At 64.1% G+C, this 25,152-nt stretch carries 27 protein-coding genes and 1 other RNA gene; 9 read left to right on the forward strand and 19 right to left on the reverse strand.

Annotation, left to right across the window (positions count from 1 at the left end):
* Nucleotides 1–4: 4 nt before the first annotated feature.
* The 8 genes from C8J33_RS10875 to C8J33_RS10910 form a co-directional block, all read right to left on the reverse strand.
* A complete protein-coding gene (locus C8J33_RS10875) occupies nucleotides 5–1,138 on the reverse strand; it encodes an imelysin family protein (protein ID WP_132664173.1) in 1,134 nt (377 codons plus the stop codon).
* A complete protein-coding gene (locus C8J33_RS10880) occupies nucleotides 1,138–2,718 on the reverse strand; it encodes a di-heme oxidoredictase family protein (RefSeq protein ID WP_245507107.1) in 1,581 nt (526 codons plus the stop codon). The genes C8J33_RS10875 and C8J33_RS10880 overlap by 1 nt, the downstream gene beginning before the upstream one ends.
* 35 nt (nucleotides 2,719–2,753) lie before the next feature.
* Nucleotides 2,754–4,034: an imelysin family protein gene (locus tag C8J33_RS10885; RefSeq protein WP_132664175.1), complete on the reverse strand. Its 1,281-nt coding sequence runs from the start codon at nucleotides 4,032–4,034 to the stop codon at nucleotides 2,754–2,756.
* A gap of 165 nt (nucleotides 4,035–4,199) precedes the next feature.
* On the reverse strand, nucleotides 4,200–5,489 hold the full coding sequence (locus C8J33_RS10890; RefSeq protein ID WP_132664177.1) for an RsmB/NOP family class I SAM-dependent RNA methyltransferase: 1,290 nt from the start codon (nucleotides 5,487–5,489) through the stop codon (nucleotides 4,200–4,202).
* Between the two features lie 198 nt (nucleotides 5,490–5,687).
* Nucleotides 5,688–6,050 carry a septal ring lytic transglycosylase RlpA family protein gene (locus tag C8J33_RS10895; protein WP_132445823.1) on the reverse strand — a complete coding sequence of 121 codons (363 nt, stop codon included), beginning with the start codon at nucleotides 6,048–6,050 and terminating at the stop codon, nucleotides 5,688–5,690.
* Between the two features lie 357 nt (nucleotides 6,051–6,407).
* On the reverse strand, nucleotides 6,408–7,280 hold the full coding sequence (locus C8J33_RS10900) for an SDR family oxidoreductase (protein WP_132664535.1): 873 nt from the start codon (nucleotides 7,278–7,280) through the stop codon (nucleotides 6,408–6,410).
* Complete coding sequence (queG, locus tag C8J33_RS10905; protein ID WP_132664179.1) at nucleotides 7,280–8,455, reverse strand: tRNA epoxyqueuosine(34) reductase QueG; 1,176 nt, start codon at nucleotides 8,453–8,455, stop codon at nucleotides 7,280–7,282. Before queG ends, C8J33_RS10900 begins: the two co-directional genes overlap by 1 nt.
* Nucleotides 8,436–9,128: a glutathione S-transferase family protein gene (locus C8J33_RS10910; protein WP_092931663.1), complete on the reverse strand. Its 693-nt coding sequence runs from the start codon at nucleotides 9,126–9,128 to the stop codon at nucleotides 8,436–8,438. The genes queG and C8J33_RS10910 overlap by 20 nt, the downstream gene beginning before the upstream one ends.
* Nucleotides 9,129–9,323: 195 nt before the next feature.
* On the opposite strand from C8J33_RS10910, the gene C8J33_RS10915 reads away from it, so the two are divergent.
* Nucleotides 9,324–10,130, forward strand: coding sequence for an undecaprenyl-diphosphate phosphatase (locus tag C8J33_RS10915; RefSeq protein WP_132664181.1), 807 nt, complete (start codon nucleotides 9,324–9,326; stop codon nucleotides 10,128–10,130).
* Between the two features lie 519 nt (nucleotides 10,131–10,649).
* Here the strand turns inward: C8J33_RS10915 and C8J33_RS10925 are convergent.
* From C8J33_RS10925 to pmtA, 5 genes are all read right to left on the reverse strand, one after another.
* Entirely contained in the window at nucleotides 10,650–11,630 is a 981-nt protein-coding gene (locus tag C8J33_RS10925; RefSeq protein ID WP_132664183.1) for a complex I NDUFA9 subunit family protein, read from the reverse strand.
* 111 nt (nucleotides 11,631–11,741) lie between these two features.
* Nucleotides 11,742–12,029, reverse strand: a complete 288-nt coding sequence (locus C8J33_RS10930; RefSeq protein ID WP_132445811.1) for a DUF1330 domain-containing protein — start codon at nucleotides 12,027–12,029, stop codon at nucleotides 11,742–11,744.
* Between the two features lie 37 nt (nucleotides 12,030–12,066).
* Nucleotides 12,067–12,780, reverse strand: coding sequence for an orotidine-5'-phosphate decarboxylase (gene pyrF, locus C8J33_RS10935; protein WP_132664185.1), 714 nt, complete (start codon nucleotides 12,778–12,780; stop codon nucleotides 12,067–12,069).
* Nucleotides 12,773–13,411 (reverse strand): histidine phosphatase family protein, encoded by a 639-nt coding sequence (locus tag C8J33_RS10940; RefSeq protein WP_132664187.1) that lies wholly within the window; start codon nucleotides 13,409–13,411, stop codon nucleotides 12,773–12,775. Before C8J33_RS10940 ends, pyrF begins: the two co-directional genes overlap by 8 nt.
* Before the next feature lie 7 nt (nucleotides 13,412–13,418).
* The gene (pmtA, locus tag C8J33_RS10945) at nucleotides 13,419–14,015 is read right to left on the reverse strand and encodes a phospholipid N-methyltransferase PmtA (RefSeq protein ID WP_132664189.1); all 597 of its coding nucleotides are present in this window, start codon (nucleotides 14,013–14,015) and stop codon (nucleotides 13,419–13,421) included.
* Nucleotides 14,016–14,216: 201 nt separating this feature from the next.
* On the opposite strand from pmtA, the gene C8J33_RS10950 reads away from it, so the two are divergent.
* Nucleotides 14,217–15,128 (forward strand): arginase family protein, encoded by a 912-nt coding sequence (locus C8J33_RS10950; RefSeq protein WP_132664191.1) that lies wholly within the window; start codon nucleotides 14,217–14,219, stop codon nucleotides 15,126–15,128.
* A 47-nt stretch (nucleotides 15,129–15,175) separates the two neighbouring features.
* Here the strand turns inward: C8J33_RS10950 and dnaN are convergent, their stop codons facing one another.
* Complete coding sequence (gene dnaN, locus C8J33_RS10955; RefSeq protein ID WP_092931645.1) at nucleotides 15,176–16,294, reverse strand: DNA polymerase III subunit beta; 1,119 nt, start codon at nucleotides 16,292–16,294, stop codon at nucleotides 15,176–15,178.
* A 231-nt stretch (nucleotides 16,295–16,525) separates the two neighbouring features.
* On the opposite strand from dnaN, the gene rsmI reads away from it, so the two are divergent.
* Together rsmI and C8J33_RS10965 are read left to right on the forward strand one after the other, a co-directional pair.
* Complete coding sequence (rsmI, locus tag C8J33_RS10960) at nucleotides 16,526–17,458, forward strand: 16S rRNA (cytidine(1402)-2'-O)-methyltransferase (protein WP_132664193.1); 933 nt, start codon at nucleotides 16,526–16,528, stop codon at nucleotides 17,456–17,458.
* The gene (locus tag C8J33_RS10965; RefSeq protein WP_132664195.1) at nucleotides 17,455–17,820 is read left to right on the forward strand and encodes a YraN family protein; all 366 of its coding nucleotides are present in this window, start codon (nucleotides 17,455–17,457) and stop codon (nucleotides 17,818–17,820) included. The genes rsmI and C8J33_RS10965 overlap by 4 nt, the downstream gene beginning before the upstream one ends.
* A 26-nt stretch (nucleotides 17,821–17,846) precedes the next feature.
* On the opposite strand, the gene C8J33_RS10970 is transcribed toward C8J33_RS10965, so the two are convergent.
* Entirely contained in the window at nucleotides 17,847–18,110 is a 264-nt protein-coding gene (locus tag C8J33_RS10970) for a BON domain-containing protein (protein WP_245507108.1), read from the reverse strand.
* 164 nt (nucleotides 18,111–18,274) lie between these two features.
* Nucleotides 18,275–18,547 carry a DUF982 domain-containing protein gene (locus C8J33_RS10975; RefSeq protein WP_110727393.1) on the reverse strand — a complete coding sequence of 91 codons (273 nt, stop codon included), beginning with the start codon at nucleotides 18,545–18,547 and terminating at the stop codon, nucleotides 18,275–18,277.
* Nucleotides 18,548–18,677: 130 nt separating this feature from the next.
* Here C8J33_RS10975 and C8J33_RS10980 point away from each other — a divergent pair, with 130 nt between their 5' ends.
* Nucleotides 18,678–19,622, forward strand: a complete 945-nt coding sequence (locus tag C8J33_RS10980) for an AEC family transporter (protein ID WP_110733103.1) — start codon at nucleotides 18,678–18,680, stop codon at nucleotides 19,620–19,622.
* An 86-nt stretch (nucleotides 19,623–19,708) separates the two neighbouring features.
* On the opposite strand, the gene C8J33_RS10985 is transcribed toward C8J33_RS10980, so the two are convergent.
* Nucleotides 19,709–20,371, reverse strand: a complete 663-nt coding sequence (locus tag C8J33_RS10985) for a c-type cytochrome (protein WP_132664197.1) — start codon at nucleotides 20,369–20,371, stop codon at nucleotides 19,709–19,711.
* Nucleotides 20,372–20,551: 180 nt separating this feature from the next.
* On the opposite strand from C8J33_RS10985, the gene C8J33_RS10990 reads away from it, so the two are divergent.
* From C8J33_RS10990 to C8J33_RS11000, 3 genes are all read left to right on the forward strand, one after another.
* Nucleotides 20,552–21,316, forward strand: coding sequence for a 3-deoxy-manno-octulosonate cytidylyltransferase (locus C8J33_RS10990; RefSeq protein WP_132664199.1), 765 nt, complete (start codon nucleotides 20,552–20,554; stop codon nucleotides 21,314–21,316).
* Nucleotides 21,313–22,167: a prephenate dehydratase gene (locus tag C8J33_RS10995; protein WP_132664201.1), complete on the forward strand. Its 855-nt coding sequence runs from the start codon at nucleotides 21,313–21,315 to the stop codon at nucleotides 22,165–22,167. Before C8J33_RS10990 ends, C8J33_RS10995 begins: the two co-directional genes overlap by 4 nt.
* A gap of 174 nt (nucleotides 22,168–22,341) precedes the next feature.
* Nucleotides 22,342–23,403 (forward strand): porin, encoded by a 1,062-nt coding sequence (locus tag C8J33_RS11000; protein WP_132664203.1) that lies wholly within the window; start codon nucleotides 22,342–22,344, stop codon nucleotides 23,401–23,403.
* 82 nt (nucleotides 23,404–23,485) lie between these two features.
* On the opposite strand, the gene nudC is transcribed toward C8J33_RS11000, so the two are convergent.
* Nucleotides 23,486–24,454, reverse strand: coding sequence for an NAD(+) diphosphatase (gene nudC, locus C8J33_RS11005; protein WP_132664205.1), 969 nt, complete (start codon nucleotides 24,452–24,454; stop codon nucleotides 23,486–23,488).
* Nucleotides 24,451–24,858, reverse strand: a complete 408-nt coding sequence (locus C8J33_RS11010) for an HIT family protein (protein ID WP_207904016.1) — start codon at nucleotides 24,856–24,858, stop codon at nucleotides 24,451–24,453. The genes nudC and C8J33_RS11010 overlap by 4 nt, the downstream gene beginning before the upstream one ends.
* A 123-nt stretch (nucleotides 24,859–24,981) precedes the next feature.
* On the opposite strand from C8J33_RS11010, the gene ffs reads away from it, so the two are divergent.
* An RNA gene (gene ffs, locus C8J33_RS11015) (signal recognition particle sRNA small type) lies at nucleotides 24,982–25,078 on the forward strand.
* Nucleotides 25,079–25,152: the final 74 nt, after the last annotated feature.

Here is a 25,152-nt window from a genome sequence, read left to right on the forward strand (position 1 = left end):
CCCGTCAGTCGCCATCGGCAAAGGAGAATCCGGCACCGAGCCCGATGGCCGCGCCGAAATCCATGTTCAGCCGTTGCAACAGATCGTTGGCATTGCGCAAGACGAGAAGCAGTTTCACGCGTTCGGCCGGGTCGATCAGTGCTTTGTCGATCGGCTGATCGACGGCATCGGCCGAGGCGATGAGATCGTTAAAGACGATGTCGATCGAGTCGGCGATCGACTGCTTGTCGGCCGGCAGAAGCGCCCGCATGCCGGCGGTATCGAACAGGGCCTTGAGGCCACGCGCATTGCCGGCAACGGAATCCATCGTCTCGCCGGAGCGCCAGTAAACGGCAAGCCGTGGGTGGCCCGCGGACGGCACCGGGGTGATCGCGCCGGCAAAGACCGGGCGCAGGCGCTGGTCGCGCAGGCTTTCCACGCCGTGGACGAGGATGCCGAGAAGTTCGGTCGCGGCCTCTCCCTCTGTCCGGTAGAGCGGATTGTCCTGGCCCGGCGCCTTCCAGGCGGCCTGCACGCCCCGCGGGTTCTCCCAGGCGGCGCTCAGTTCCGCGGCGACGCTTGTGAGGTTTTCGGCGATGGCGCGGGCATAGCGGCAACGGAAGCCATCGGGCGCATCGAGCAGCTCGTCGGCATCGGTGCCGAACAGCACGTATTCCAGTGCGCCGAGCCCCTGCACCGCGACGCTCTTGCCGCGCAGCGAGGTGGCGATCGTCGCGGTCTCGTCATTCTCGGCGAGGATCCGCTGAACCTGCTTCAGGCCCGTGCTCTTGCGATCGGGAAAGAACAGGACGCGCTCGAACCGGTTGTCATCGAGAACGGGTCCGACGCGGACGATCTCGATGCGCGACCAGGCGGCGGTAACCTCGGAGAACGCGCGCTTGGCACGGGCGAGCGACTGCGGTGATGGCCGGTGGCAGAGCGGGCGAAGGTGATCGGCCAGCGCGCCCGTGCGCTCCACCAGATCGCGGTAGCCGGGGCGGATGAAGCCATCGACGGCGCGGGCCATGGCCGTCGGCACGGCGTCTGCCACCAGTCCGCTCGATGGCGCTGCGCCGACATCGTCGTCCGCTTCTTGCGCGACGGCAGGCGTGGCGGAAACAAGTGCCGCGGTGAGCAGGAAGGCTGTCCATAGACGCATCAGAGCGACTCCAGAAAGGCGAGCAACGCCCGGCGATCCGCGGCGTCGAGGGAAACGAAACGATCGCGCGCGGCCTGCGCCTCACCACCGTGCCAGAGAACGGCTTCGGTCAGCGTCCGCGCGCGGCCGTCATGCAGGAAGCCCGCCCGCGCATCGACGGTTTGTGCAAGACCGATACCCCAAAGCGGCGGCGTGCGCCATTCCCCCGGCAGCGGCTTCGCCTCGTCCGTGCTCCCCGGAGCGGACGCCGGGACGGCATCGGACAGGCCCTCCCCCATATCGTGCAGGAGCAGGTCGGAATAGGGCCAGATGAGCTGGAATGCCGTAGACGGCGACGTCGGATCACGGCGGGTGACGAATTTCGGGACATGGCAGGAGGCGCAGCCCGCGTCGGAAAAGAGCTGCTTGCCCTTGAGGACGGCGGGTGCCGCGACGTTCCGCCGCGCCGGGACGGCGAGGTGGCGGGCATAGAAGGCGACGAGATCGAGCACCGGATCGGGCGCCTCGCTTGGTCCCAATCTCTCTTGCACGCCATCCTCCATGGCAAGGCATTGCGGCTGCCGGGCGGTGCAATCGCCATGGCTTCTTAGGTCGTCGGGTGTAGAGATGCCGATATCGGTCGCAAAGGCGTCCGCCGCCTGGGCCCGCACGGTTGCAGCCTGCGCCTTCCAGCCGACGCGGCCGAGCACGGGCGCGCCACTCGCTCCCGGCGCCAGCCAGGACGGACGGCCGCGGATGCCGTCGCCGTCGCGATCATCCGGGTCCGCATGGGCAAGGATATCGGCAACGTCGATCGCCTCCAGCAGGCCAAGCCCCGTCATCGGCGGCGCGAGGCGCGGCGACAAGCGGGTGGCGCTGTCGAGCGCCCCGTAGCTAAGGCCTTCGATGCCGTAGACCGGGCGGCGCAGACTGATGCGTTCGCCGCCGGCCAGTGTGACCGGCAGCTCTTCGTAGCGGAGCGCCAGATGCCCCTCGGCCGGCAGGCCGGGAACGCCGCTATCCTGCAACTGCCGGCCATAGACCGGGTCGCCCCCCACACCGGATCTCGATGCATCGGGGAACGAGAACTTCAGAACCAGCGAGGGGCTCCCGTCGGCACCGGCAGGCGGCCGTCCCCGCCCATCCCTGATATGGCAGGTTTCGCAGGATCGGGCATTGTAGAGCGGGCCGAGGCCGTCCGACGCCTGTGTCGAGGATGGCGAGGACACCCAGAGCTTTTCAAACAGGGCGCTGCCGAGGCGGAAGCTCTCTTCCCCACCACCATCGAGATTGCCTGCGGGATGCGTGAGCCCGGCCCGGTCGGGCTTTGCGGTCGAGGTTCCGGCGCCACCGGCCATGGCCTCGAAAGGTTCGGGTCGGGAGTAGTCATGCGTTGGCTTGACAACGTCGGCAACGCGGCGTCTGTCCTTTTCCGAAAGGTCGGTTCTCTGAGGCACCTTCTCGCTGTGCGGGACGGCAAGCACCGGCACAGGGTTGTCAGCCGCGGAGAGACGCCAACCTGCCCATGCGACGACGAAAGCCGCCGCGAGGGTCGCGGCGGTGATGGGCATGACGAAACGTGGTGTGGTCCGGGCGGTCATCGCGGATCAGGCTCCGCTGCGTCCGGACGCGGCTCTCATTTGAAGACGGCGTTCGGGTTGTCGAGGCTGTCGGAGCCTTCGAGTTCGATCTTGCCGAGATCCAGTGCGGTCAGCACGCGCTCGACGGTCTTCGACTGGGCGATGAGCCCGTCGATGGCCTTCTGGACGACGGCGTTGCCTTCGGTATTGCCTTCCCCGATCATCTGGTCGTAGGCCTCGACCGTCTGGCCGCGCTTGGCCATCGCCTGCATGGCCGCAACGGTCGCAGCGAGCTTTTCCTTCATCTCGGCATCGACGGCCGGATCCTTGGCGGCGACGAGTTCGGAGAGGGACGGCCCGGTCAGCTTCGTGCCGTCGGTGCGGGTATAGGTGCCGAGATAGGCCTGCTCGATGCCGATCGCGTCGTGAAGGTGCGAGTTGTAGGTGTTGTCCGAGAAGCAGTCATGCTCTTCTTCCGGATCGTGCAGCAGCAGGCCGAGCTTCATGCGCTCGCCGGCAAGCTCGCCATAAGACAGCGAACCCATGCCGGTCAGGATGGCGGTGAGGCCGGCCTTCGGATCGGCTTCGACATGCTTGGTGGCGGCACCATCCGGCGTCCAGTTGGCGACCATTTCCTTCAGGTCGGAAACGAGCAGATCGGTCGCGGCCTTGAGATAGGCGACGCGGCGATCGCAATTGCCGTTGGTGCAGGCCTTCGTATCATAATCGGTGTAGGGACGATTGCCGGCGCCCGGGCCGGTACCGTTCAGGTCCTGGCCCCAGAGCAGGAATTCGATGGCGTGGTAGCCGGTCGCGACGTTCGCCTCGATGCCGTCGGCTTCCTGCAGGGTGCCCGACAGGAACTCCGGCGTGATCTTCGAGGCGTCGATCTCCTTGCCGTCGATGGAGATCGTCTTGTTGGCGATGACGTTGGCGGTGAAGAGCGCGTTCTCGTCGCTTTCACTGCCATAGCTCGCATCGACATAGTCGATCAGGCCCTCGTCGAGTGGCCAGGCGTTGACCTTGCCTTCCCACTCATCGACGATCGGGTTGCCAAAACGGTAGACTTCGGTTTCCTGATAGGGATTGCGGGCGACCAGCCAGGCTTCGCGGGCGGCCTTGAGCGTTGCTTCGCTCGGCGTCGCGATCAGCGCGTCCACGGCCTTGTCGAGCGCCTGCGCGGTCGTCAGAGCGTCCTCGAACTTGGCATGGGCCACTTCGGAGTAATGCTTGAGCACGGCAGCGGCATCGGTCGCGGCATGGGCCGGCTGAATCGCCAGCACGGAGGTTGCGGTCGCCAGTGCCAGAGCGGCGATACGAAGGAATGATACGGTCATGACCTCTCCTCGGCGGAGCCCGGCCGGGGTCCGGACAGGGGTACCGCACGCGTGAAACGGATCCGGGACCGGGCGCGCCCTCAAGCACTCCCCTGTCCCGTTCGATCCTCATGAACCAAAACGAAACTTGTGTCAAAGCGTATAGTTTAGAATGCTTTGAACCTGTCACGCCTGCCGTTGCAGCATGGCGAAGAAGAAGCCGTCGGTCGCGGTGGATGCCGGCGACAGCGTCAGCGTGCGACCATCGCGCGTAACCGGGCGGCGAGCGGCCATGCCGAACAGGGCATTCCAGCTATCGATCGCCGACATGGCCGTTAAGGCCGGGTTCTCGCCAAGGAAGCGATCGACCTGCCGGTCGTTTTCTTCCGGCAGCACCGAACAGGTGACATAGACGAGCCGCCCGCCGGGACGGACGTAGCGCGCAGCTTCCGCCAGCGCCTCGCGCTGCTGGCCCTGGCGCTCCTCGATGTTGCGCTCGTTCAGGCGCCATTTCGTATCCGGGCGGCGGCGCCATGTTCCGGTGCCCGTGCAGGGCGCATCCACCAGCACGGCATCGCAGCGGTCCGTCAGATTGGCGAGCGCCTGCGGCCGGTCGTGAACCTGAACGTTGCGGGTACCCGCCCGCTTCAGCCGCTCGATGATCGGCGCCAGGCGCTTGCGGTCGGTATCGAAGGCGTGGACCTGGCCCTTGTTGTCCATGGTCGCGGACAGAGCCAGCGTCTTGCCACCGCCGCCGGCGCAGTAATCGAGGATCTGCTCGCCACCGGTCGCACCGACCAGATCGGCGACGATCTGCGAACCTTCGTCCTGAACCTCGAACCAGCCTTTCTGGAAGGACAGCTCGGCGGTCACGTTCGGGAGCCTCGAGGGGCCTTCGCCGGGGGCGACGCGCAGTCCTTGCCGTGCAGTCTCCGTCGGCTGCACGCCGGCCTCATCGAGCGCTTTGATAACTTTCGCGCGATCGGCCTTCAGCGTGTTAACGCGCAGGTCGAGGGCCGGGCGTTCGGCCAGTGCCGCGGCTTCCTCCAGCCAGCGATCGCCGAAGACCGCTTGGAAGGACGGCACCACCCATTCCGGGATATCGCCCTGAACATGAGCGGATGCGTCCTTAAGATCGCGACTGCGAAAAGCGGCCAAGGCGGCTTCGGGCAGCGGGGGCGGCGCGAAGCGGTCGCCCTCCAGGCTTGCCGCCAGCGTTTCCGGCGTCTGGCCCCACTGGCGCAGCATGACGGCGTAACCGAGCGCGGTCGCGCTATCGTCGTCCATCAGGTAGGCGTGGGACAGTTTCTGGCGGAGCGCGTCGTAGACGATATTGCCGATCGCGGCGCGGTCGCCGGATCCGGCGAACCGATGGGCAAGGCCCCAGTCCTTCAGCGCATCCGCAACAGGGCGCTTTCGCGTCTCGATATCGGAGAGAACATCGATCGCACCGGCAAGTCGTCCACCCAGTCGCATCGGTCACACTCCATCGGTCCGCAGCACAAATCCATCGTCTATTGAGGCGCCGTGTACCGGCGATGAAGGCGAAGAGCAAGCGGGAAGGCCTTTGCGGTCTTTGTCCTTCCCTCCACATTCCCGTGCCGTGCTCAGGCCGTGGAGGAAGTCTATCCATCGGTCCCGATCTTTTCCGGGAACCTTTTTCAGCGTCGGGCTTTAACCGACGACGCGATAACAGATGCTGGCGTGACCCGAACTCACCATGCCCACCTGTGAAGCTGCGGCCTTGGAAAGGTCAAGGACACGACCGCGAATGAACGGGCCGCGATCATTGATGCGAACGACGACGCTCTTGCCGTTGCGTTTGTTGGTGACTTCGACACGGGTTCCGAACTTCAGGCTGCGATGCGCAGCGGTCAGATAGGAAGCGTTCATTCTCTCGCCGGAAGCTGTCCGGGATGAGAGGGCATACCACGATGCGCCGCCGCAGCCGGCACCGGCTGCTTGAGATGGTGAGATAGATGTGAAAGTTGCCCCCAAAGCAACGCATGCCGCCAGTGCGACATTGGCAAGTTTCATACTCGTCAACAAGGTACCCCTTCGTCGTATCGTCTTGCTTTTCAGCGAACGAGACGGCTTGTCCGGGGCAAAAATGGCGGAAACGTGCTTCAACCGTTAAGCAACGGTTAGGATTTACTGTTTTCGCCGTCCGTTGAATTTTCTTAAAATTTTGAAAAATTATCCTTGGACTGAAAAAAGTCCGTGGAATCAAACCGATTCATAAAATGCGGCTTTTTGTGGAATGATTTTTCCACAGGCTGGATAAAATGAGATTAAAAGTTTGAAATCGCGAAAAACAGGTCGCTCTGCAGTGTTCTCTGAATCGCATTCTCTCGACATGGTTGCATTGCCGGCAAAGGAAATTCGGCCCTTACATCAGGATTTCCAGCAATCCTCGCTCCACATCTGACGAAGAGACTGACGGTAATCGGGATGAAGGAAGGTATATCCGGCGGCGCGTAGCTTTGCGTTCGAAACGCGCTTGTTTTCGCCATAGAAGGTACGCGCCATCGGCGAGAGTTCGGCGGTCTCGAAAGCGATTTCCGGCGGGGGCGTCACGCCCATCAGGCGCGCGGCTTCCAGCACGACATCCTGCGGCGGGGCAGGCTCGTCATCCGTGACGTTGAAGATCCCGCCTATGCCTTTCTCGCTCAGAAACGCGACGGAGCCTGCGATATCCTCGACGCGGATGCGGTTGAACACCTGCCCGGGCTTCACCAGACGCCGTGCCGTTCCATTCGCCAGATTGCAGAAGCCGTTGCGGCCTGGCCCGTAAATGCCCGAGAGCCTGAGAACGGCGACAGGGATGTCTGCGGCCTCGCCCAGATCCAGCCATGCCTGCTCCGCCTCGACGCGCTCCTTGGACCGGTCTGAGACGGGTTCGAGCGGTGCATCCTCGGTCACCCATGCCCCTTTGTGATCGCCGTAAACGCCGACGGTCGAGAGATAGGCGGCCCAACGGAGGTTTGGCATAAGGGTGGTGATATCGGGCATGCCGGTGCGCATCAGCGGATCGCCGGCCTTGCCGGGCGCGATGGACTGTACGAGATGCGTCGTTCGCTCCATGACGGCAAGAAGCTCGGGAGAGATCGTTTCGCCGTTATAGATGAGAGCCTCAAAACCCAGATCGGCAAGCACCTGCCGCCGCTCCTGCGAGCGGGTGGTACCGGCGACCGAGCCTGCCGCTGGCAGGAGACGGCGGGCGATGGCTGCGCCGGAAAAACCGGCACCCAGAATGAGAACGTCCATCATGCGGCTCCTGCTCGTATCCATTCTTCCAAGACCTCGCTGTCATCTTCCAAAGATCGCTCCTGGGCAAGTTCCATGAAAGCGTCGGGCGACAGCAGCCGGGACAACGCCCAGACGGCCATGCCGCGAACCACGGGTGCGGCATCCGTCAGGCGCGCGCGGCATGGGCCGACCAGCGCAGGATCGCCGGAATTGCCGGCGGCGATCAGACAGTTGCGCACGAAACGGTCGCGCCCGATGCGCTTGACCGGAGAGCCGGAGAACAGCGCGCGGAAACCGGAATCGTCGAGCGCAAGGAGAAGGGCGAGCGAGGGCGCGGCGAGATCGGCGCGGGCCTTCAGCTTCATCTCGCTCGCCGCAGCGGCAAACTTGTTCCAGGGACAGGCCGAGAGACAGTCGTCGCAGCCGTAGATGCGATTGCCGATGGCCGGGCGCAGCGCAGGATCGATCGGCCCCTTGTGCTCGATCGTGAGGTAGGAGATGCAGCGGCGCGCGTCGATCTTGTAGGGCGCGGGGAAGGCATCCGTCGGGCAGGCGTCGAGGCACGCGCGACAGGAGCCGCAATGATCGCGCTCGGGCGCATCGATCTCGAGATCTTCCGTCGTGAACAGGCTGCCGAGAAACAGCCAGGAGCCGAAGCTGCGGCTGACGAGATTGGTGTGCTTGCCCTGCCAGCCGAGCCCCGCCTGTTCGGCCAGCGGCTTCTCCATGACCGGCGCGGTATCTACGAACACCTTGACGTCGGCGCCTGCCCGCGCGGCAAAGCGCGTCGCGACCTCTTTCAGACGCCCCTTGATGACATCGTGATAGTCGCGGTTCTGGGCATAGACCGAAATGGCGCCACGATCCTTCAGGTCGAGCACCGCGCGCGGGTCGTGGTCAGGCCCATAGTTCATGCCGAACATGACGACGGAGCGCACCTCGCTCCAGAGCGTGCGCGGGTCCGCACGCCGCTCGGCGGTCTCGGCCATCCAGTCCATGGTGCCGTGATAGTCGTGATCGAGGAAATCCGCGAGGCGGGCCGGTGCGTCGGGTATCGTGTCCGGCGTCGTGACGCGACAGACGTCGAAGCCCTTGTCGCGTGCTTCGGCCTTCAGGAAGGCCGTGAGGCTCGCACGACGGCGCAGGGTTGCGCCGTCCGCGCGGCGGTGCGGATCAGAAGTCGAGGTCCGCATAATGCGATACCGGGGTCAGGCCGCGCACGCGCTCTGCCAGCAGCGGGCGGAAGGAGGGGCGCGACTTCAGGCGCTGGTACCAGTCCTTGGCGGCCGGCGCCTCCGTCCAGTCGATCTCACCCATATAGTCGAGCACGGAGAGGGCGGCAGCAGCGGCAAGGTCGGCATAGGACAGGCGATCGCCCGCCAGATAGGTGCGCGACCCTGCAAGCCAGGACAGGTACTTCATATGCTGGCGGATATTGGCGCGCGACAGACGCAGCATCTTCGAGTCAGGCGCGCCGCCGCCCTGCTCTGCCGTCATCTGCAGCTTGAAGATCCGCTCGCGCACCAGAGGGCGCGTCACGTCCGCCTCCATCTTCAGGAGGAACCATTCGGTCAGGCGGCGGATTTCCGCACGCTGGAACGGGTCTTCCGCCAGAAGCCGGCGCTCGCGTTTCAGGACACCATTGGTCTCGTCGAGATATTCGGAGATGACGGCGGCGCCGCACAAAGCCCGCATGCTGTCATCGACATAGACGGGCAGTGTCGCAGCCGGATTGAGCGCCAGAAAATCGCGTCGCTTTTCCCAGGGCTGCTCTTCCGTCAGATCCGTCTGGTAGCCGTATTCCGACAGGATGAGCCGGACGAAACGGGACGCTGTGGACATGGGGTGATGATAGAGTGTGGGCATCGATGCGTCTGTCTCGGAACAGGTTTTCAAGGTTGGATCGCGGGGCGCGGTTTCGTCTGGCAATGGCAGAGAGAAGGCAGCTATAAGACAGCGCTCGTCGCAGCTATAGAAGCAAGCTTTCCCGAACTCAAGCGAATCGGCCCTCCCCCGGTTCTTGAACCCTTAAACTCCTTTGCTTAAAGGAAACTTTACCTCATGCCCGAACATTCGATCTTCAGTGCGCTCATTCTGGGCCTTATCGAAGGCCTGACCGAGTTCATTCCCGTGTCCTCCACGGCGCATATCCTGCTGGCAGGCCATTTTCTGGGCTTTGAGTCGAAGGGGAAGACCTTCGAGATCATCATCCAGCTCGGCGCGATCCTCGCCATCCTGACCGTCTATTTCCAGCGGCTCTGGTCGATCCTGATCGCGCTGCCCAGCGATCCCAAGGCGCGGCGCTTCGTGCTTCTCATCCTGCTCGCCTTCCTGCCGGCGGCGGTTATCGGGTTTCTCGCTCATGACTTCATCAAGAACGTGCTGTTCGATACCCCGAAGCTGATCTGCGTCATGCTCATCGTCGGCGGCATCATTCTCTATGCAATCGATCGCATGCCGCTGAAGCCGCGCTACCACGACATGATGGACTACACGCCGGCGCTGGCGCTGAAGATCGGTCTGTTCCAGTGCCTCGCCATGATCCCCGGCACGTCCCGCTCCGGCGCGACCATTGCCGGCTCGCTGCTGATGGGCACCGACAAGCGCTCGGCCGCCGAATTCTCGTTCTTCCTCGCCATCCCCACCATGCTCGGTGCGACGGTTCTGGATCTCTACAAAAATCGCGACGTTCTGGATTTCAACGATGCCTCGCTGATCGCGGTCGGCTTCATCGCCGCCTTCGTCTCGGCGCTGCTCGTGGTGCGCTCGCTGCTCGCCTTCGTGTCCAGCCGCGGCTTTGCCCCGTTCGCCATCTGGCGCATCGTCGTCGGCACGGTCGGCCTCATCGGCCTCACCGTTTTCGGCTGACGCTTCAACAAGAAAAAACCGCATGCAGCCGGATCACGGTCTGCATGCGGTTTCCTGGCCCCCGCCATACGCTTAGAAATTCATATCGCCAGCCGATGAAACATCACGGCTACAAGACGACGTCAGCGACCGGAAACGAGACCGATCGACGAGGTCGTGCAAGGATCGACGCCATAAGCCGGCGCACAGTTATCGTGGCTGCCTGCCACGGTCTTCGGAGCGGCAAACGAGCCTGCAACGATGACCAATGCCGCGCACGCAAAGAAGATTGCGATCGACTTACCCATTTACTCTCTAGCCTTTCGAGATGTCGGAATGGCGTGCCCTGATCCTGACAAAGGCACGCGGCTGCTGTCTATGCTCCAGCACCGGCACAAGCAATAACGCAACATGTTGAATCGCCGGTAAAGGCCGACGGCAAATGTGCAGTGCGGCAGAACTGCAACGCCGCCTCGCCCGGACAAACGAAAGCCGCCGGTGATAAGCCGGCGGCTGGTTCATTCTGTCGTTCGTCAGCGCTCAGGCAGCCTTGCCGGAGCGGGTGTACTGGCCCTGCGGCCGGTAGCGGACGAGGTAGCTCGGGATGATCGCCTCGACCAGCGTCGGTTCGATGCCGAACGCCTTGAAGGTGCGGCCCTCCGCTTCGGCCGCCGACGAGACGACGTTGTCGCTCTTCAGCAGCGTCACCTGATCCGACGTCAGCGGCGGTGCGATGAGCGGCACCATGGAGGCGATGCTGCCGATGAGGGATGCGGCACCGAAGGGCAGCGTGACGAGCGCGCGCTTGCGATCGATCGCCTTCAGCATGATTTCGAGACACTGGCGGAAGGTCAGCACTTCCGGACCACCGAGTTCGTAGATCCGGCCCTTCTCGACCTTGCCTTCGACCGCCTTCGCGACAGCTTCCGCGACATCCGCGACATAGACCGGCTGGAACGCGGTCTTGCCGCCGCCGACCAGCGGCAGGGCCGGCGAAAAGCGCGACATCTGGGCAAACTTGTTGAAGAAGCCGTCTTCCGGACCGAAGACGATCGAGGGGCGTAGGATGACCGCATCCGGCTTGATTTCCATCACAGCCTTTTCGGCCTTCGCCTTCGACTGGGCGTAGATGGACCCGCTGCCGGCATCGGCACCGATCGCGGAGACGTGGGTGAGCGACGCACCGACGCTGCGCGCGGCCTCGGCCACAGCACGTGCGCCGAAATCCTGCACGGCATCGAACGTGTTACGGCCGGCCTCGAACAGGATGCCGACGCAGTTGACGACGTGATCGCTGCCCTGAACGGCCGCATCGACCGACTGGCGATAGCGCAGGTTCGCCTGGACGAAGGAGATCTGGCCGACATTGCCGAGCGGCTGCAGGAAGCCCGCCAGATCCGGGCGGCGCACGGCGACCCGGATGCGGAAACCGCGCCGAGCAAGCGCGCGCACCACGTGCCTCCCGACGAATCCCGATCCGCCGAAGACGGTGACGAGCGGGGGAAGATTGGACAGGGTCATGGAACGGCGCTCCGGTGTTTTTCAGGCATGATCAGTCATGCGATATAGCTTACCCTGCCTCGTACGGGAAGGTATCATGCGGCGCAACATGTCGCAGACGGGAAGCGCGGCTCAGACGCCTTCGACCACCAGCATGTCGGCATTGGCAACTTCTTGGCGGATGGCCGCGGCGATCTGGTATTCCGGCGAATTGTAGCAGGCGACGGCGGCCTCCATCGAAGGGAACTCGATGATCACATTGCGCGCCCGGATGTCGCCTTCCAGCTTTTCCACCGGTCCGCCGCGCGCGAGGAAGACGGCGCCGTATGCCTCGAAGGCGGGCTTGGCCGCTGAGACGTAATCCTTGTAGCGCTCGGCATCGCGAACATCGACGCGGGCGATCCAGTATCCCTTGGCCATGGCGATCTCCTTCTTGAAACGTGCGGTGTTGAAACGGTCAGTCGTTGCTCGGCCATGCCGCGCGGCGCATATCGTCGAGGATGGCGCGCGTTGCCGCGCGCGGATCTTCCGCCTTGACGATCGGTCGCCCGACGACGAGGTGGCTCGCACCGGCCGAGATCGCATCGAACGGGGTCATCACCCGCTTCTGGTCGCCCTTGTCTGCCCCCGCGGGCCGGATGCCGGGCGTGACCACGGCGAGATCCGGACCCACGACCTCGCGGACGATCGCGGCCTCCTCGGCGGAACAGACGATGCCGCCCATCCCGGCTTCGCGGGCCTGCGCTGCCCGGCGCAGCACGAGCGCGCGGGGATCGTCGGCATAGCCGGCGGCCGTCAGATCGTCCGCATCCATCGAGGTCAGCACGGTCACGCCGAGCAGGCAGAGGCCGGAGCCCTTCGCCGCTTCGACCGCAGCGGCCATGGCTTTCGGATAGGCGTGCAGCGTCAGCATGGTCATGCCCATGCGCGCGATGTTTTCCACGCCCTTGGCGACCGTGTTGTCGATGTCGAGAAGCTTCATGTCGAGGAAGATCTTCTTGCCCGATGCGGCGAGGTCTCGTGCAAAGTCGAGACCGCCGGCAAAGACCAGCTGGTAGCCGATCTTGTAGAACTGGCCGTCGTCGCCGATGGCATCGACGATGCCTTGCGCCTCGGCGACCGTGGGAACGTCGAGGCCGATGATCAACCTGTCGCGCGCTGCCTCAGCCATCCGTCCACCCCTGCCAGTCCTCGATGCGGGTCCACTTGCACACCGGACGCCTGCGGGCAAGGGAAAAAGCCGTGTCGCCGGCATCGCCAAGTCCGGTGCCGAGAGGAAACGCGAAGAGATTGCCGCCGCCACCCGGACCCTGGTCGTGCACCCGCGAAATGGGAGTGCCGGAGAGATGACAGTAGATCAACGTGCCGACGCCGCCATGGCCGATAAAGGCGATCGGGATCGAGGGATCATGCGCGTCGAGCACGGCCGTGACCGTGCGAACGATGCGGGCCTGCGCGTCATCCGCCGTTTCCCAGCCGCGGAAGCTCACGGCCGGCTCGGCAAAGAAGCTGTCCGCTGCCGCCTCGAACTCTGCCGGCGGCAGGAAGCCTGTCGCCGAGCGGTCGTTCTCGCCGGCGTTCGCCAGCACCTCGACCGACACGCCCGACGCTTCGGCAAAAATGGCCGCCGTCTCCAGCGCCTTCGTCTCGTCCGAGGAGACGATGCGACCGATACGGCGTGCCCAGCCGGAGGCGGCGGCAGTCCGAGCACGCTGGCGACCCTTTTCGGAGAGCCCCCAGCGCGGGATCGGCACGTCCGGATCGATCGCGACCTCGGGGTGGCTGATATAGAGACCGAACATGAGGGCCTCAGTGGGTCTTGCGGTAGATCCAGAGCCGTGCCGGCGGGATGTTGCGCATGATGAAGTCGAGCTGTTCGGTGCGGAACCGGTCCGGCATATTGGCGACCGGCGAGCGCGGGCCATAGGAAATCTGCACCACCGGGCGACCGACGGGCACCCGCGTCAGAAGATCCTCGATCAGCGCGACGCGACGATGCATCGGGATGGTGAGGAGCGGCACGGCGCAGATGACGCAATCGAACTGGTCGCTGGCACGGCGGCCGAGCGTCGTTCCGAGATTGAAGGCATCGCCGTTGATGAACTCGACCGTGGGAAAGCGCTTCAGGAGCTGATTGTAGAAATCGCTCGAATATTCGACCGAAACGAGCTGCTCGGGCGCCACGCCATGATCGAGGATCGCCTTGGTGATCACGCCCGTGCCGGGCCCGAGTTCGAGGACCGGAAGACCGGAGCCCGTATCGATGACGCTCGCCATCCGCCGTGCCGCAATCGACGAGGTCGGCGTGATCGCACCGACGGCCTTCATGTTGCTGCGCCAGCCCTTGAAGAACCGGATTTCCTCATCGAATTTCTTGCCGAAACGCTCTTTCAAACGCAAATTCATACTCGTCTCCACTCCGACTCGCTGCTTGAGCGTTCGCTGTCATACCGCATTCAAAAACCCTAGGCGACAAAAACCGTTCTCTTTGCGTCATTTCGTTGTTAACTTTAAGCCTAGCCGACATGCCTGACGCGATCCGAACATTGGCTGCGAGAAGGGTGGCCAGCGTGTAGACTGCTGCTCGAAACAGCACGGAGCTCCAGAATGAACGGTGCATCTTCCTTCCTCAGCTTTCCGGATCGCCTTCCTCAGGACACCAAGCCCATCGCCGCCGTCTTCGGTGCAGGGCACGGAAGCACCTATGCGGGCAAAGACAGCAGCGGATATGCGCTCGCCGCGGACGCCATTCGGGCCGCAAGCCAGGAGGATGCTGGCCTGATCGAACATTGGGATTTCGATCTTGGTAGCCCGCTCTTCGAGGAAGGCGCGCATTGCTGCGTCGATCTCGGGAACGTGCCGACCCGGATGGAGGATAATGCGGGCAACCGGGCACGTATCGAAGCGACGACACGGGAGGTTCTCGCAACGGGTGCCGTTCCGATTCTTCTCGGCGGCGACGATTCCGTGGTGATTCCGTTCCTCTCGGGCTTTGCGGACGCAGGGCCGATATGGATCGTCCAGATCGATGCTCATATTGACTGGCGAGACACCCTGCACGGTGAGCGATACGGCTATTCAAGCCCCATGCGGCGGGCGAGCGAGATGCCTCATGTCGCAGGCATCGTTCAGGTCGGCATGCGGGGTATCGGCAGTGCGCGCCGTGTCGAGGTCGAAGATGCGCTGCGCTTCGGCAGCAACCTCGTTACCGCACGGCAGGTTCACGCCGACGGTGTCGCGGCAGCCCTTCGGCATATCCCGGAGGGAGCAAGGGTCGTCATGACGGTGGATTGCGACGGTCTCGACCCGAGCATGATGCCGGGCGTTGCTGCGCCGTCGCCGGGCGGGCTGACCTATACGCAGGTGATCGACATCATCGCCGGCGTCGGCACGCGTGGCCGGCTCGTCGGGTTCGATCTAGTCGAGCTTTTTCCGCCGGCCGACATTGGGGGCATCTCGGCGTTGACGGCGTCACGCCTGGTCGTCAACGCCATCGGCACGATCATCCGCCAGAGGTAAACGGCCCGGCTTTCGATGGAGATATGGCCTGACGCAGCAGGTGTAGACTACACCCGCATCGGCATCAGCACATACAGCGCATCTTCACCGGCAAGGTCGCGCACGAGGGTGGGCGAACCCGCATCCGCGAGCATGAAGACGGCTTCCGTTCCGGAGAGTTGGGCCGTGATGTCGAGGAGGTATTTGGCGTTGAAGCCAATTTCGAGCGGCTCGTTGTCGTAGCCGACCGGCAGCTCTTCCGTCGCGCTGCCGCTGTCGGGATTGTTGACGGTCAGCGTCAGCTGCCCATCGGCGAGCGCGAGCTTGACGGCGCGGCCGCGCTCGGAGGAGATCGTGGAGACGCGATCGACGGCCTGCGCGAAGGACTGGCAGTCGATCCGCAGTTCCTTCTCATTGTTGGCCGGGATGACCCGCTGGTAATCCGGGAACGTGCCGTCGATCAGCTTCGACGTCATGACGATCGAGCCGATGCTCATCCGGATCTTGGCGTCGGAGATTTCCAGCGTCACGGTTGCGTCGGGCTGATCCACCAGCTTCTGCAGCTCGCCCACCGTTTTGCGGGGAATGATGATGCCCGGCATGCCTTCGGAGCCGGACGGCGCCTCCAGATCGGCGCGCGCGAGGCGGTGACCGTCGGTCGCCACGGCGCGCAGCTTCAGGTCGCCCTTGCTTTCGATCGTGTGGATGTAGATGCCGTTCAGGTAGTAGCGCGTCTCTTCCGTGGAGATTGCGAACTGCGTGCGATCGATCAGCATCTTCAGATCGGTCGCCTTCATCGTGAACTTGTGCGTAAAGGTGCCGGCGTTCAGATCCGGGAAATCCGACTGCGGCAGGCACTGGAGCGAGAATTTCGAGCGGCCGGAGGCAACGGTCATCGCCGTGCCCTCGGCATTGGTCGAAAGCCGCACTTCCGAACCGTCCGACAGCTTGCGCACGATGTCATAGAGAAGGTGGGCCGGCACGGTGGTGGCGCCCGGCTGCTCGACCTGGGCGGGCGTCGCCTCGGTGATTTCGAGATCGAGGTCGGTCGCCTTCATGTCGAGGCTTTCGCCTTCGGCCCGCAGCAGCACGTTCGACAGGATCGGAATGGTGTTCCGGCGCTCGACGACCCGGTGGACATGGTTCAGCGATTTGAGAAGATTGGACCGCTCGATCGTAATGCGCATGTGATGCTGTCGCTTTCCATCAGGACCGGAAGACGCTTCCCGGCATGAACTCTTGAACGCCTCGGCCACCGGGCCGCGGGCGGCCGAAGGGCGGCGTGGATATGGACGCGCAAAATGGCACTACACTGTGGCGAAGTGCAAGAGCCAAGCCGACCCTGAAGCCGAACTACCCACCATTATCGTTCAGCGCACCGGCTTGCAGGCAGGAGCCGGCTCGCCCATAAAGACGGCATGAAGGACAAGACAACAGAACGGGATGCGGCACCGGATGCCGGCACACGGCCGCGCAGCTATCGCGTCCACGACACGATCGTGGAAGCGCGGCCGATCGAGCCGGCGCTGTATCTGGTGGCGACGCCCATCGGCAATCTCGGCGACATCACCTTGCGGGCGCTGGAAACGCTGGCAGGCGCGGATGTGCTGGCCTGTGAAGACACCCGCGTCACCCGCGTTCTGCTGGATCGCTACGGCATTACCAACCGGCCCTATGCCTATCACGAGCACAATGCCAACGAGGCCGGCCCCCGGCTGATCGCCGCGCTCGATGCGGGCCGTTCGGTCGCGCTCGTCTCGGATGCGGGCACGCCGCTGGTTTCCGATCCCGGCTACCGGCTTGCCCAGACGGCCATCGAGGCGGGGCATCGGGTGGTGCCGCTTCCCGGACCCTCCGCGCCGCTGGCCGCCCTGGTCGGCTCCGGCCTTTCCAACGAGGCTTTCCTGTTTGCCGGATTCCTGCCCTCCAAGGACAAGGCGCGCCGCGACAGGCTGGCCGAACTCGCCCGCGTACCGGCGACGCTCATCTTCTTCGAATCGCCGCACCGGATCGGCGCGACACTGGTGGGGGCGGCGGAAACGCTCGGCCGGGAGCGCGCTGCCGTCGTCTGCCGCGAACTGACCAAAACCTACGAGGAATTCCGGCGGGGAACGCTCGGCGCGCTCGCCGATCACTATGGCGGCGATATTGTCGTAAAAGGTGAGATCGTGCTGGTCATCGGCCCGCCACCGGAAGAGGCGGCACCGGACGAGCGGGATGTGGATGCGCTGCTGACCCGTCTGTCGGCTGAACTGCCGGCCGGCAAGGCAGCAACCGAGGCGGCGAAAGTGACGGGCCTCAACCGGCGAACGCTTTACGACCGGCTTCTGGCGCTGAAAGAGCAGCCGTGACGGGAACGGCAGACCGGCGGCGCTTGCAGGCGGTTCGAAAGGGCGCGCTTGCGGAATATTTCGCTGCCTTGGCGCTCATGATGCGCGGCTACCGGATCGTGGCCTTCCGCCACCGCACGAAGCTCGGCGAGATCGATATCATCGCCCGGCGTGGCAATCTCATCGCTTGCGTCGAGGTGAAAGCGCGCGCAACCGTCGATACGGCGATCTTTGCGGTTAGCGAGCAGTCGAAGGCACGCATTCGCGGGGCGAGCGACCTCTGGCTTCAAAAACAGAGAGACGCGGATCGCCTTTCCATTCGCTACGACATCATGGCCATCAGGCCGTGGCGCTGGCCGGTCCATATCCGGGATGCGTTCTAGCCACGCTTTGAGAGCTTGGGGAATGCTCAGTGGCGGCGGACGGTGACGTTGTTCTCGACAAGATGGACACCGATTACGGACGCCGCGGCCTGCTCGACGCAGCCCACTTCCGCCTCGTTGGCGACCGAGCCGGAGAGGATGATGGTTCGTCCAATGGCGATGACGTTGAGGTGGGCCGTATCCACCAGCGCGACATACTGGATGTACCGGGCGACCTTGCCCGCGAGATCGTCGTCCCGCAGGTGGGGCTCGTCGTCGCGTCGGCAATACATTTGCTTGTCCATCGGCATGCCCGCATCCCTCGTTGCTTGCTGGCCGCTTCCCGCTTTTGGCCCCTGCCGGAGCCTATTGCCGATCAGCGTTTTAGTTGATGTGCAAACGCCGAGTATCCTTGGATGTTCCATCATGTGCCGTGTGGTTGGCCGGGTGCCAACACCGGGCGCGACCGCAGGCGTCAAGAGGCTGAAGGACGGCTCTCATCGACATGAATGTAGGCCTCGACCGCGGCGGCGATGAAATCCTCGCGCGCGTAGTCGGCGGGTTGTTCGCCGTTGAGCACATAGCGGCACATCCGGATGGCGGCCTTGTAGGCAACGCCCTCATGGGTCGGCCATCTGTCGAGCAGGACCTCCGCCGCCTCCCGCGTATTGCGAACGGCGCGATAATCTCCGATGCCGTCCAATTCGAGCAAAACGGGTTGTTGCCACCATTTTTCGCTGACCGCCATGTCCAATCCCTCCATTGCGGGTACCGGTCCGTATTATGACAGTCGAAACTTACGCTGGCATTGCGTCGCAAACGGAAAGGTTGCGGAGCGCGTGCGAAGCAGTCTATGCGGTAGAGGCACGGAGAGCCTCATGTCCGACGTCCTGATCAATGTCCTTCCCCTCTTCGTTCTCATCTTTGCCGGCTGGGTGATCGTGCGCACGGGCTATCTGAAGCCGGCCGTGGGCGATGCGCTCGGCGACTTCGTCTTCAAGGTTTCCGTGCCCATCCTGCTGTTTCGCACCATCGCGACGGCGGATTTCACCGGGGGCTCGCCCTGGCCGCTATGGGTCGCCTATTTCTCCGGCGTCGCGGTCGTCTGGACGCTCGGCCATCTCGTCGCCACGCTCGGCTTCGGGCGAGACCGGCGCATCGGCGTCCTTGCCGGTGTCTCCTCGGCCTTCGCCAACACGATCTTCATCGGCCTGCCGCTCGTCTCACGCAATGTGGGCGATGCCGGCGTCGTCGCGCTGTCCATCCTCATCTCGGTTCATCTTCCGGTGATGATGATCGCCGGCACGATCCTCATGGAGCGTGCGGAGCGCAAGACCAATGGCGGCGTGGCGCAGAGCCCGCTGGCGCTCGCCCGCGGCATCCTGCGGAACCTCGTGCGCAACCCTCTGGTGATCGGGCTGGTGTGCGGTGCGCTGATGCATGTGGCGAACCTGCCGCTGTCGGGACCGCTCAAGATCGCCATCGACCAGACCGCGGCGGTCGCCGGCCCCGCCGCGCTGATCTCCATCGGGATGGCGCTCGACAAATACGGCCTCTCGGGCAATCTCGGCCTTGCAGCCTTCACCAGCGCGCTGAAGCTCGTGGTGCTGCCCGCCTGCGTCTTCGGTGCCAGCCATCTGCTCGGCCTCGACCGCGACTGGACGGCAGCGCTGGTGCTGACCTCCGCCGTCCCCACGGGCGTCAATGCCTGGCTGATCGCAAACCACTTCAACGTGGGCCACGGCCTTGCATCCTCGACCATCACGCTGACCACCGCCCTCGGCGTCGTCACCGTCTCCGCCTGGGCCTACGTGCTTCTTTGAACCCCCGCGAAACGTCCGCCATCCAGACATGAAAAAGCCCGGCGCGAGCCGGGCTTAGAAAGGATCTGCCTGGAGAATATTCCGGCTCAGTTCGCGGGAGCAGCAGGCGCCGGAGCAGCCGGTGCGGCACCTTCAACGGGAGCAGCAGGAGCGGCGGGTGCGGCGCCTTCGGCCGGAGCGGCTGCAGGCGCTGCGGACGCCGAAGCCTCGGGAAGGGCGACCGGGGCATCGGCCTGGCCACGCAGCCAGGCGATGAGGTTGGCGCGCTCATCCGGCTTCTTCACGCCGGCAAAGCCCATGGCGGTACCGGGAACATGCTTCTTCGGCGCTTCGACGAAATAGCTCAGGTGGTCGTAGGTCCAAGTCTTGTTGGCTTCGGCGAAGGTCTTCATGCCGGCCGAATAGGCAAAGCCCTCATGCAAGGCGATCGGCCGTTCGACGACACCCCAGAGATTGGGGCCGACCTTGTTCGGCCCGCCCTTCTCGATGGTGTGACAGGCAGCACACTTCTTGAACACGGCTGCGCCGGCGTTCGCATCGGCGCTGGCCAAGAGCGGCTTGATGTCGACCTCGGCTTCGGCGGCAGCACCCGCTCCCGCTTCGCCCGTCGTCTCCTCGGCGATGATGGCGAAGCCCGGCTTTTCTGGTGCTTCGGAATGGAAAATGCCTTCGGAGGCGATCGATACGGACATCAGCACGAAGACCGTTCCGAGAAAGGCTCCCACGGCCATGTTTACATGCGAGTTCATCAACACACCTCCCCTTGCGTCCGGCTTCAAGCATATGCGCGCGCCGCCGATATGAACAATCTGCCCCGGCACCTTGAAATCGTGCGGAAGCTATGTCTTTTGACCAAGCGTTGCAACAGCGATATCCGTGCCGGACGAACCACTTCTGGCACTTTTCGCGTGCGTTTTGAAGGGCTCGGCATGAAAAGCGACAATTTGGCCAGAACACTCGTGCTGATCCCGGCGCGGATGGCCTCCACGCGGCTTCCCGGCAAGCCGCTGGCCGACATCTGCGGGCTGCCGATGATCGTGCAGGTGGCCCTGCGTGCGCGCGATGCCGAGGTCGGACGCATCGTCGTCGCCGTCGATCACCAGGATACGTTCGATGCCGTGACGGCTGCCGGTTTCGAGGCCGTGATGACGCGCACCGACCACCCGTCCGGGTCCGACCGCATCTATGAGGCCCTGACCCTGTGCGACCCGGACGGCGCGATCGAGACCGTCATCAATGTGCAGGGCGACCTGCCGACGATCGAGCCGGAGACCATCCGCGCAGCCCTGCGGCCACTGGAAGATCCGGCCGTGGATATCGCGACGCTGACCGTCGAGATCGTGCACGAGGCGGAAAAGACTAACCCCAATGTCGTGAAGGTCGTCGGCGCGACGCTGTCGGACAGCCGGATGCGGGCGCTGTATTTCACCCGCGCGACCGCACCCCACGGGGCCGGGCCGCTCTATCACCATATCGGCCTCTATGCCTACCGCCGTTCCGCTCTCGAACGGTTCGTCGCCCTGCCGCCCTCGGCGCTCGAAAAGCGCGAATCGCTCGAACAGCTGCGGGCGTTGGAGGCCGGCATGCGCATCGACGTGGAAATCGTCAGCTCCATCCCGCTCGGCGTCGATACGCCTGACGATCTCGAGGCCGCGCGACGGCTGCTTTCGACCAGTACAGGAGCCGCATCATGATGCCCGTCACGAACCGCATCTCGTTCCAGGGCGAATACGGCGCCAACTCCGACATGGCCTCGCGGGACATGTTCCCGACGATGGATCCCCTGCCCTGCCAGACCTTCGAGGACGCGTTTCTCGCCGTCGAGAACGGCGAGGCGGACCTTGCGATGATCCCGATCGAGAACACCATCGCTGGCCGGGTCGCCGATATCCACCACCTCCTGCCGGAATCGCGCCTGCACATCATCGGCGAATATTTCATGCCGATCCGGTTTCAGCTGATGGTGCTGCCGGGCGTGTCGCGCAGCGAGATCCGAACGGTGCATAGCCACATCCATGCGCTCGGCCAATGCCGCAAGATCGTGCGGGCCAATGGCTGGAAGCCGGTCGTGGCCGGGGATACCGCTGGTGCCGCCAAGCTCGTGGCCGAGACCGGCGACCGCTCCATGGCCGCCCTTGCGCCACGGCTCGCGGCAAACCTCTACAAGCTCGACATCGTTGCCGAGAACGTCGAGGACACCGAAAACAACGTGACGCGCTTCGTCGTGCTCTCGCGCGACGAGAAGCCCATCCGGCGCGATGCGGCGAGCGACGTCATCGTCACCACCTTCGTCTTCAATGTGCGCAACATTCCCGCCGCGCTCTACAAGGCACTTGGAGGCTTTGCCACGAACGGCATCAACATGACGAAGCTGGAGAGCTACCAGATCGGCGGAAAATTCATCGCGACGCAGTTCTACGCCGATATCGACGGACATCCGGATGATGCGAACGTGAAGCGGGCGCTGGAGGAGCTGCGGTTCTTCTCCGAGAAGGTCCGGATCCTCGGCTCGTATCCGGCGCACCCGATGCGGCGCGTGTTATAAAAGTCGCGCCGCTGCGAAATCCTTCGCGCACGGGCGGAGCGACCAGATTGTGGGGTAGTGTTTGTCGCGCAAAAGTGATTGCGTACGGCAAAGAGGTGACTGATTTGCGGCTAGGCCGTGCTTGCCTCTCGTTTCGACAGCCGCGGAAATGGCGGCATCCGGAGGACGCCTACCATGATCATCAGAACGCTTTTCCTGGCCTCGACGGCCGCTCTTTCCATCACCGCCGGCGCGCAGGCGGCCGATGCGATCGTTGCAGCAGAACCGGAAGCCATGGAATATGTCCGTGTCTGCGACGCCTTCGGCGAAGGCTTCTTCTACATTCCGGGCACGGAAACCTGCCTGAAAATCGGCGGTTACGTTCGCTTCGACAACAATGTCGGCGACAGCCCCTATGACGGCGAAGATCAGGCCTGGTCGCCCTTCACGCGCGGCACCCTGACGCTCGACGCCCGCAACGATACCGAGTACGGCCAGCTGCGCTCCTTCATCGAAATGCGATCGGAAGCCAGCGGCGGCGAGACGACGAGCTACATCAATTCCGGCTTCATCACGCTCGGCGGCTTCATGGCCGGCGTCAATGATTCGCGCTACGACCTGTTCCTGAATTCGGCCGGCAACATCATCAACGACGACGTCATCGACTATACCGGCAGCCGGACCAATCAGGTCAGCTACCAATGGGGCGGCGACAAGGGCTTTTCGGCGTTCATCGGCCTCGAAGAAGGCGGCGGCACCTACGACACCGGCTTCCTCGGCCGTCCGACCGAAGACTACAAGGGCGCGCATCCCTTGGCTGGCGCCCGCATTCAGGAAGACTGGGGCGGCCTGTTCGTCATCGGCGGCTACGATACGGAAGCCGATGCCTTCGGCGGCAAGATCCGCGCCGACGTCGTCTTCAACGACGTGTTCAAGATCTTCATCATGGCCGGCTACCAGTCCGACTGGGACAACGACAAGGGCCTGGGCAACACCCGTCAGCGCAATTATTACGGGCCCTGGAACGGTGACTGGGCGGCCTGGGGTGGCTTCACGGCAACGGTCAACGACAAGACGTCCATCAACGGCCAGGTCGCCTATGAAGACGACGGCACGCTCGCGACGGCCCTCAACATGGAATATATGATCGTCGATAACTTCAAGGTGCAGCCGGAATTCAACTACACCAAGTTCGACGGCGAGCGCGGCGATGGCGATGCCTTCGGCGGCACGATCCGCTTCCAGCGCGACTTCTGATCACGCGTCTCTTCAAAGCGATATCGACAGATGAGAACCGGCGCCCGCGCCGGTTCCTTCGTTTCCAGCTCTGGCATTTCTGTCAGGCCGGCCAGTCCAGCCAGTCGCGCATCAGCTGGTGGGCGATGGCGCCCTTGGGCGGGGTGGAGTGGCGGCTCGCGTCCTGCCCCGTATTGCGGGCGAGCATGGCGCGCGTTTCCTCACGGGTGAACCAGCGGCAGTCTTCCAGTTCCAGATCGTCCATGCGGATGTCGCTCGACTGTGCTTCCGCGTAGCAGCCGATCATCAGGCTGTGCGGCATTGGCCAGGGTTGCGAGGCATGGTAGCGCACGCGGCCGGTGCGGATGCCGGATTCCTCCAGCGTCTCGCGGCGCACGGCATTTTCAATCGTCTCCCCCGGCTCCAGGAAGCCGGCAAGGCAGGAATACATGCCTTCGGGGAAATGCGGGCTGCGGCCGAGCAGGCAGAGATCGCGCTCGACGTCGATCGTCAGCATGATGACGACGGGGTCGGTGCGCGGGAATGCGAGATGGCCACAGGCCGTGCACACCCGCCGATATCCACCGCCCTTGGCCTCCATCGGCCTGCCGCACTTGCCGCAGAAGCGGTTGGCGGCGTTCCAGGCGATCAGGCTTGCGGCCTGCGCGAACTGACCGAGGAGTTCGTCGGGCAGCATCGCCTGCCGGTAGAGGCTGCGGCCGTCGGCGAGCTTGAAGGGCTCCTCAAGCGTCGCTTCCGTCCGGTTGACCGGCACGGCGATCCGCGGCTCGCCCGATGGCAGCCGGCCGAGAAGGATGGCGGCATCGAGATCGGGCTCAAGAGCGGCGATCTCGTAGGGCGCAAACAGCGGGTCGATGACGTTTTCGTCATGCTTGACCACCAGCTTGCCCTCCGCGAACGCGAAGAGATGCGCGCCTTCGGTCTTCAGCGCCTCTTCCAGGCAATCGTCGCTTCGGTGTTCGCTATCGCGCACGAGATGGTTTTCGGCGAAGGCGACGAGCGAGCTCGGTTCGGGATGGGGTCCCTTGAGGTCGAAAATGGGGTGGGTCATGTCAGGGATTCCGTCAGACGGTTGAGGACATCGTCGCGCTTTGCCGCATCCCAGGCTTCCGCCGTGCCGAAGCCCCAGATCGGGCCCGGCCAGTTCGCATCCCCCTCGGTGCGGGCGACGATATGGACATGGAGCTGCCGGACGATATTGCCCAGCGCGCCGATATTGATCTTTGTCGCCCCCGTCACCTGTTTCAGCGCGGCGGCGACGCGGTTGGTTTCGTGCGACAGCGTCGCCTGTTCCTCGGGCGACAGCTCGAACGTTTCGCTGATGGCGTTCCGCTCGGGGATGAGGATGAGCCAGGGCCAGCGGGCGTCCCGGCTCAGCCGGAGCTGGCAGAGATCGAGATGGGCCACGAGGTCGCTGTCGCGCTTAAGGCGCGGGTCGAGATCGAACGGGGTCACGGTTCCTCCTTCCGGCATGCGTCGTCCCGGCATGCGTCGTCTTTGTCCAAGTTCTGACAGGGATGCCAGATTCTTCCAAGGGCCGACTTGCATTCCGTTTCGATATTGCCGATATGAAGGTCGGGAGGTTGGTGGTGGACGAGCCACTCGCCAACCGGGTCAGGTCCGGAAGGAAGCAGCCCCAACGAGCCCGGCACGGGTCATCGTGCCAGCCTCCCACCCTCAGGGTCTTCACGAGAGACGTTGAACCATCAGACCAGGGCCGCCCGTTCGCAAGCTCGCTGCCGCGTCTAA

The organism is Rhizobium sp. PP-CC-3G-465 (genome assembly GCF_004343445.1).
Classification (GTDB): Bacteria; Pseudomonadota; Alphaproteobacteria; order Rhizobiales; family Rhizobiaceae; genus Ferranicluibacter; species Ferranicluibacter rubi.

Coding starts and splice junctions, on each gene's coding strand:
- pmtA (WP_132664189.1), bottom strand. CDS start 14,015: ATGAATTTGCGTTTGAAAGAGCGTTTCGGCAAGAAATTCGATGAGGAA.
- rsmI (WP_132664193.1), top strand. CDS start 16,526: ATGAAGGACAAGACAACAGAACGGGATGCGGCACCGGATGCCGGCACA.
- C8J33_RS10990 (WP_132664199.1), top strand. CDS start 20,552: ATGAAAAGCGACAATTTGGCCAGAACACTCGTGCTGATCCCGGCGCGG.
- C8J33_RS10900 (WP_132664535.1), bottom strand. CDS start 7,280: ATGGACGTTCTCATTCTGGGTGCCGGTTTTTCCGGCGCAGCCATCGCC.
- C8J33_RS10970 (WP_245507108.1), bottom strand. CDS start 18,110: ATGCCGATGGACAAGCAAATGTATTGCCGACGCGACGACGAGCCCCAC.
- C8J33_RS10880 (WP_245507107.1), bottom strand. CDS start 2,718: ATGACCGCCCGGACCACACCACGTTTCGTCATGCCCATCACCGCCGCG.
- dnaN (WP_092931645.1), bottom strand. CDS start 16,294: ATGCGCATTACGATCGAGCGGTCCAATCTTCTCAAATCGCTGAACCAT.
- pyrF (WP_132664185.1), bottom strand. CDS start 12,780: ATGGCTGAGGCAGCGCGCGACAGGTTGATCATCGGCCTCGACGTTCCC.
- C8J33_RS10940 (WP_132664187.1), bottom strand. CDS start 13,411: ATGTTCGGTCTCTATATCAGCCACCCCGAGGTCGCGATCGATCCGGAC.
- queG (WP_132664179.1), bottom strand. CDS start 8,455: ATGCGGACCTCGACTTCTGATCCGCACCGCCGCGCGGACGGCGCAACC.
- C8J33_RS10910 (WP_092931663.1), bottom strand. CDS start 9,128: ATGCCCACACTCTATCATCACCCCATGTCCACAGCGTCCCGTTTCGTC.
- C8J33_RS10980 (WP_110733103.1), top strand. CDS start 18,678: ATGTCCGACGTCCTGATCAATGTCCTTCCCCTCTTCGTTCTCATCTTT.
- C8J33_RS10885 (WP_132664175.1), bottom strand. CDS start 4,034: ATGACCGTATCATTCCTTCGTATCGCCGCTCTGGCACTGGCGACCGCA.
- C8J33_RS10890 (WP_132664177.1), bottom strand. CDS start 5,489: ATGCGACTGGGTGGACGACTTGCCGGTGCGATCGATGTTCTCTCCGAT.
- C8J33_RS10925 (WP_132664183.1), bottom strand. CDS start 11,630: ATGACCCTGTCCAATCTTCCCCCGCTCGTCACCGTCTTCGGCGGATCG.
- C8J33_RS10875 (WP_132664173.1), bottom strand. CDS start 1,138: ATGCGTCTATGGACAGCCTTCCTGCTCACCGCGGCACTTGTTTCCGCC.
- C8J33_RS10995 (WP_132664201.1), top strand. CDS start 21,313: ATGATGCCCGTCACGAACCGCATCTCGTTCCAGGGCGAATACGGCGCC.
- C8J33_RS10975 (WP_110727393.1), bottom strand. CDS start 18,547: ATGGCGGTCAGCGAAAAATGGTGGCAACAACCCGTTTTGCTCGAATTG.
- C8J33_RS10915 (WP_132664181.1), top strand. CDS start 9,324: ATGCCCGAACATTCGATCTTCAGTGCGCTCATTCTGGGCCTTATCGAA.
- C8J33_RS11000 (WP_132664203.1), top strand. CDS start 22,342: ATGATCATCAGAACGCTTTTCCTGGCCTCGACGGCCGCTCTTTCCATC.
- C8J33_RS10930 (WP_132445811.1), bottom strand. CDS start 12,029: ATGGCCAAGGGATACTGGATCGCCCGCGTCGATGTTCGCGATGCCGAG.
- C8J33_RS10950 (WP_132664191.1), top strand. CDS start 14,217: ATGAACGGTGCATCTTCCTTCCTCAGCTTTCCGGATCGCCTTCCTCAG.
- C8J33_RS10985 (WP_132664197.1), bottom strand. CDS start 20,371: ATGAACTCGCATGTAAACATGGCCGTGGGAGCCTTTCTCGGAACGGTC.
- C8J33_RS10895 (WP_132445823.1), bottom strand. CDS start 6,050: ATGAAACTTGCCAATGTCGCACTGGCGGCATGCGTTGCTTTGGGGGCA.
- nudC (WP_132664205.1), bottom strand. CDS start 24,454: ATGACCCACCCCATTTTCGACCTCAAGGGACCCCATCCCGAACCGAGC.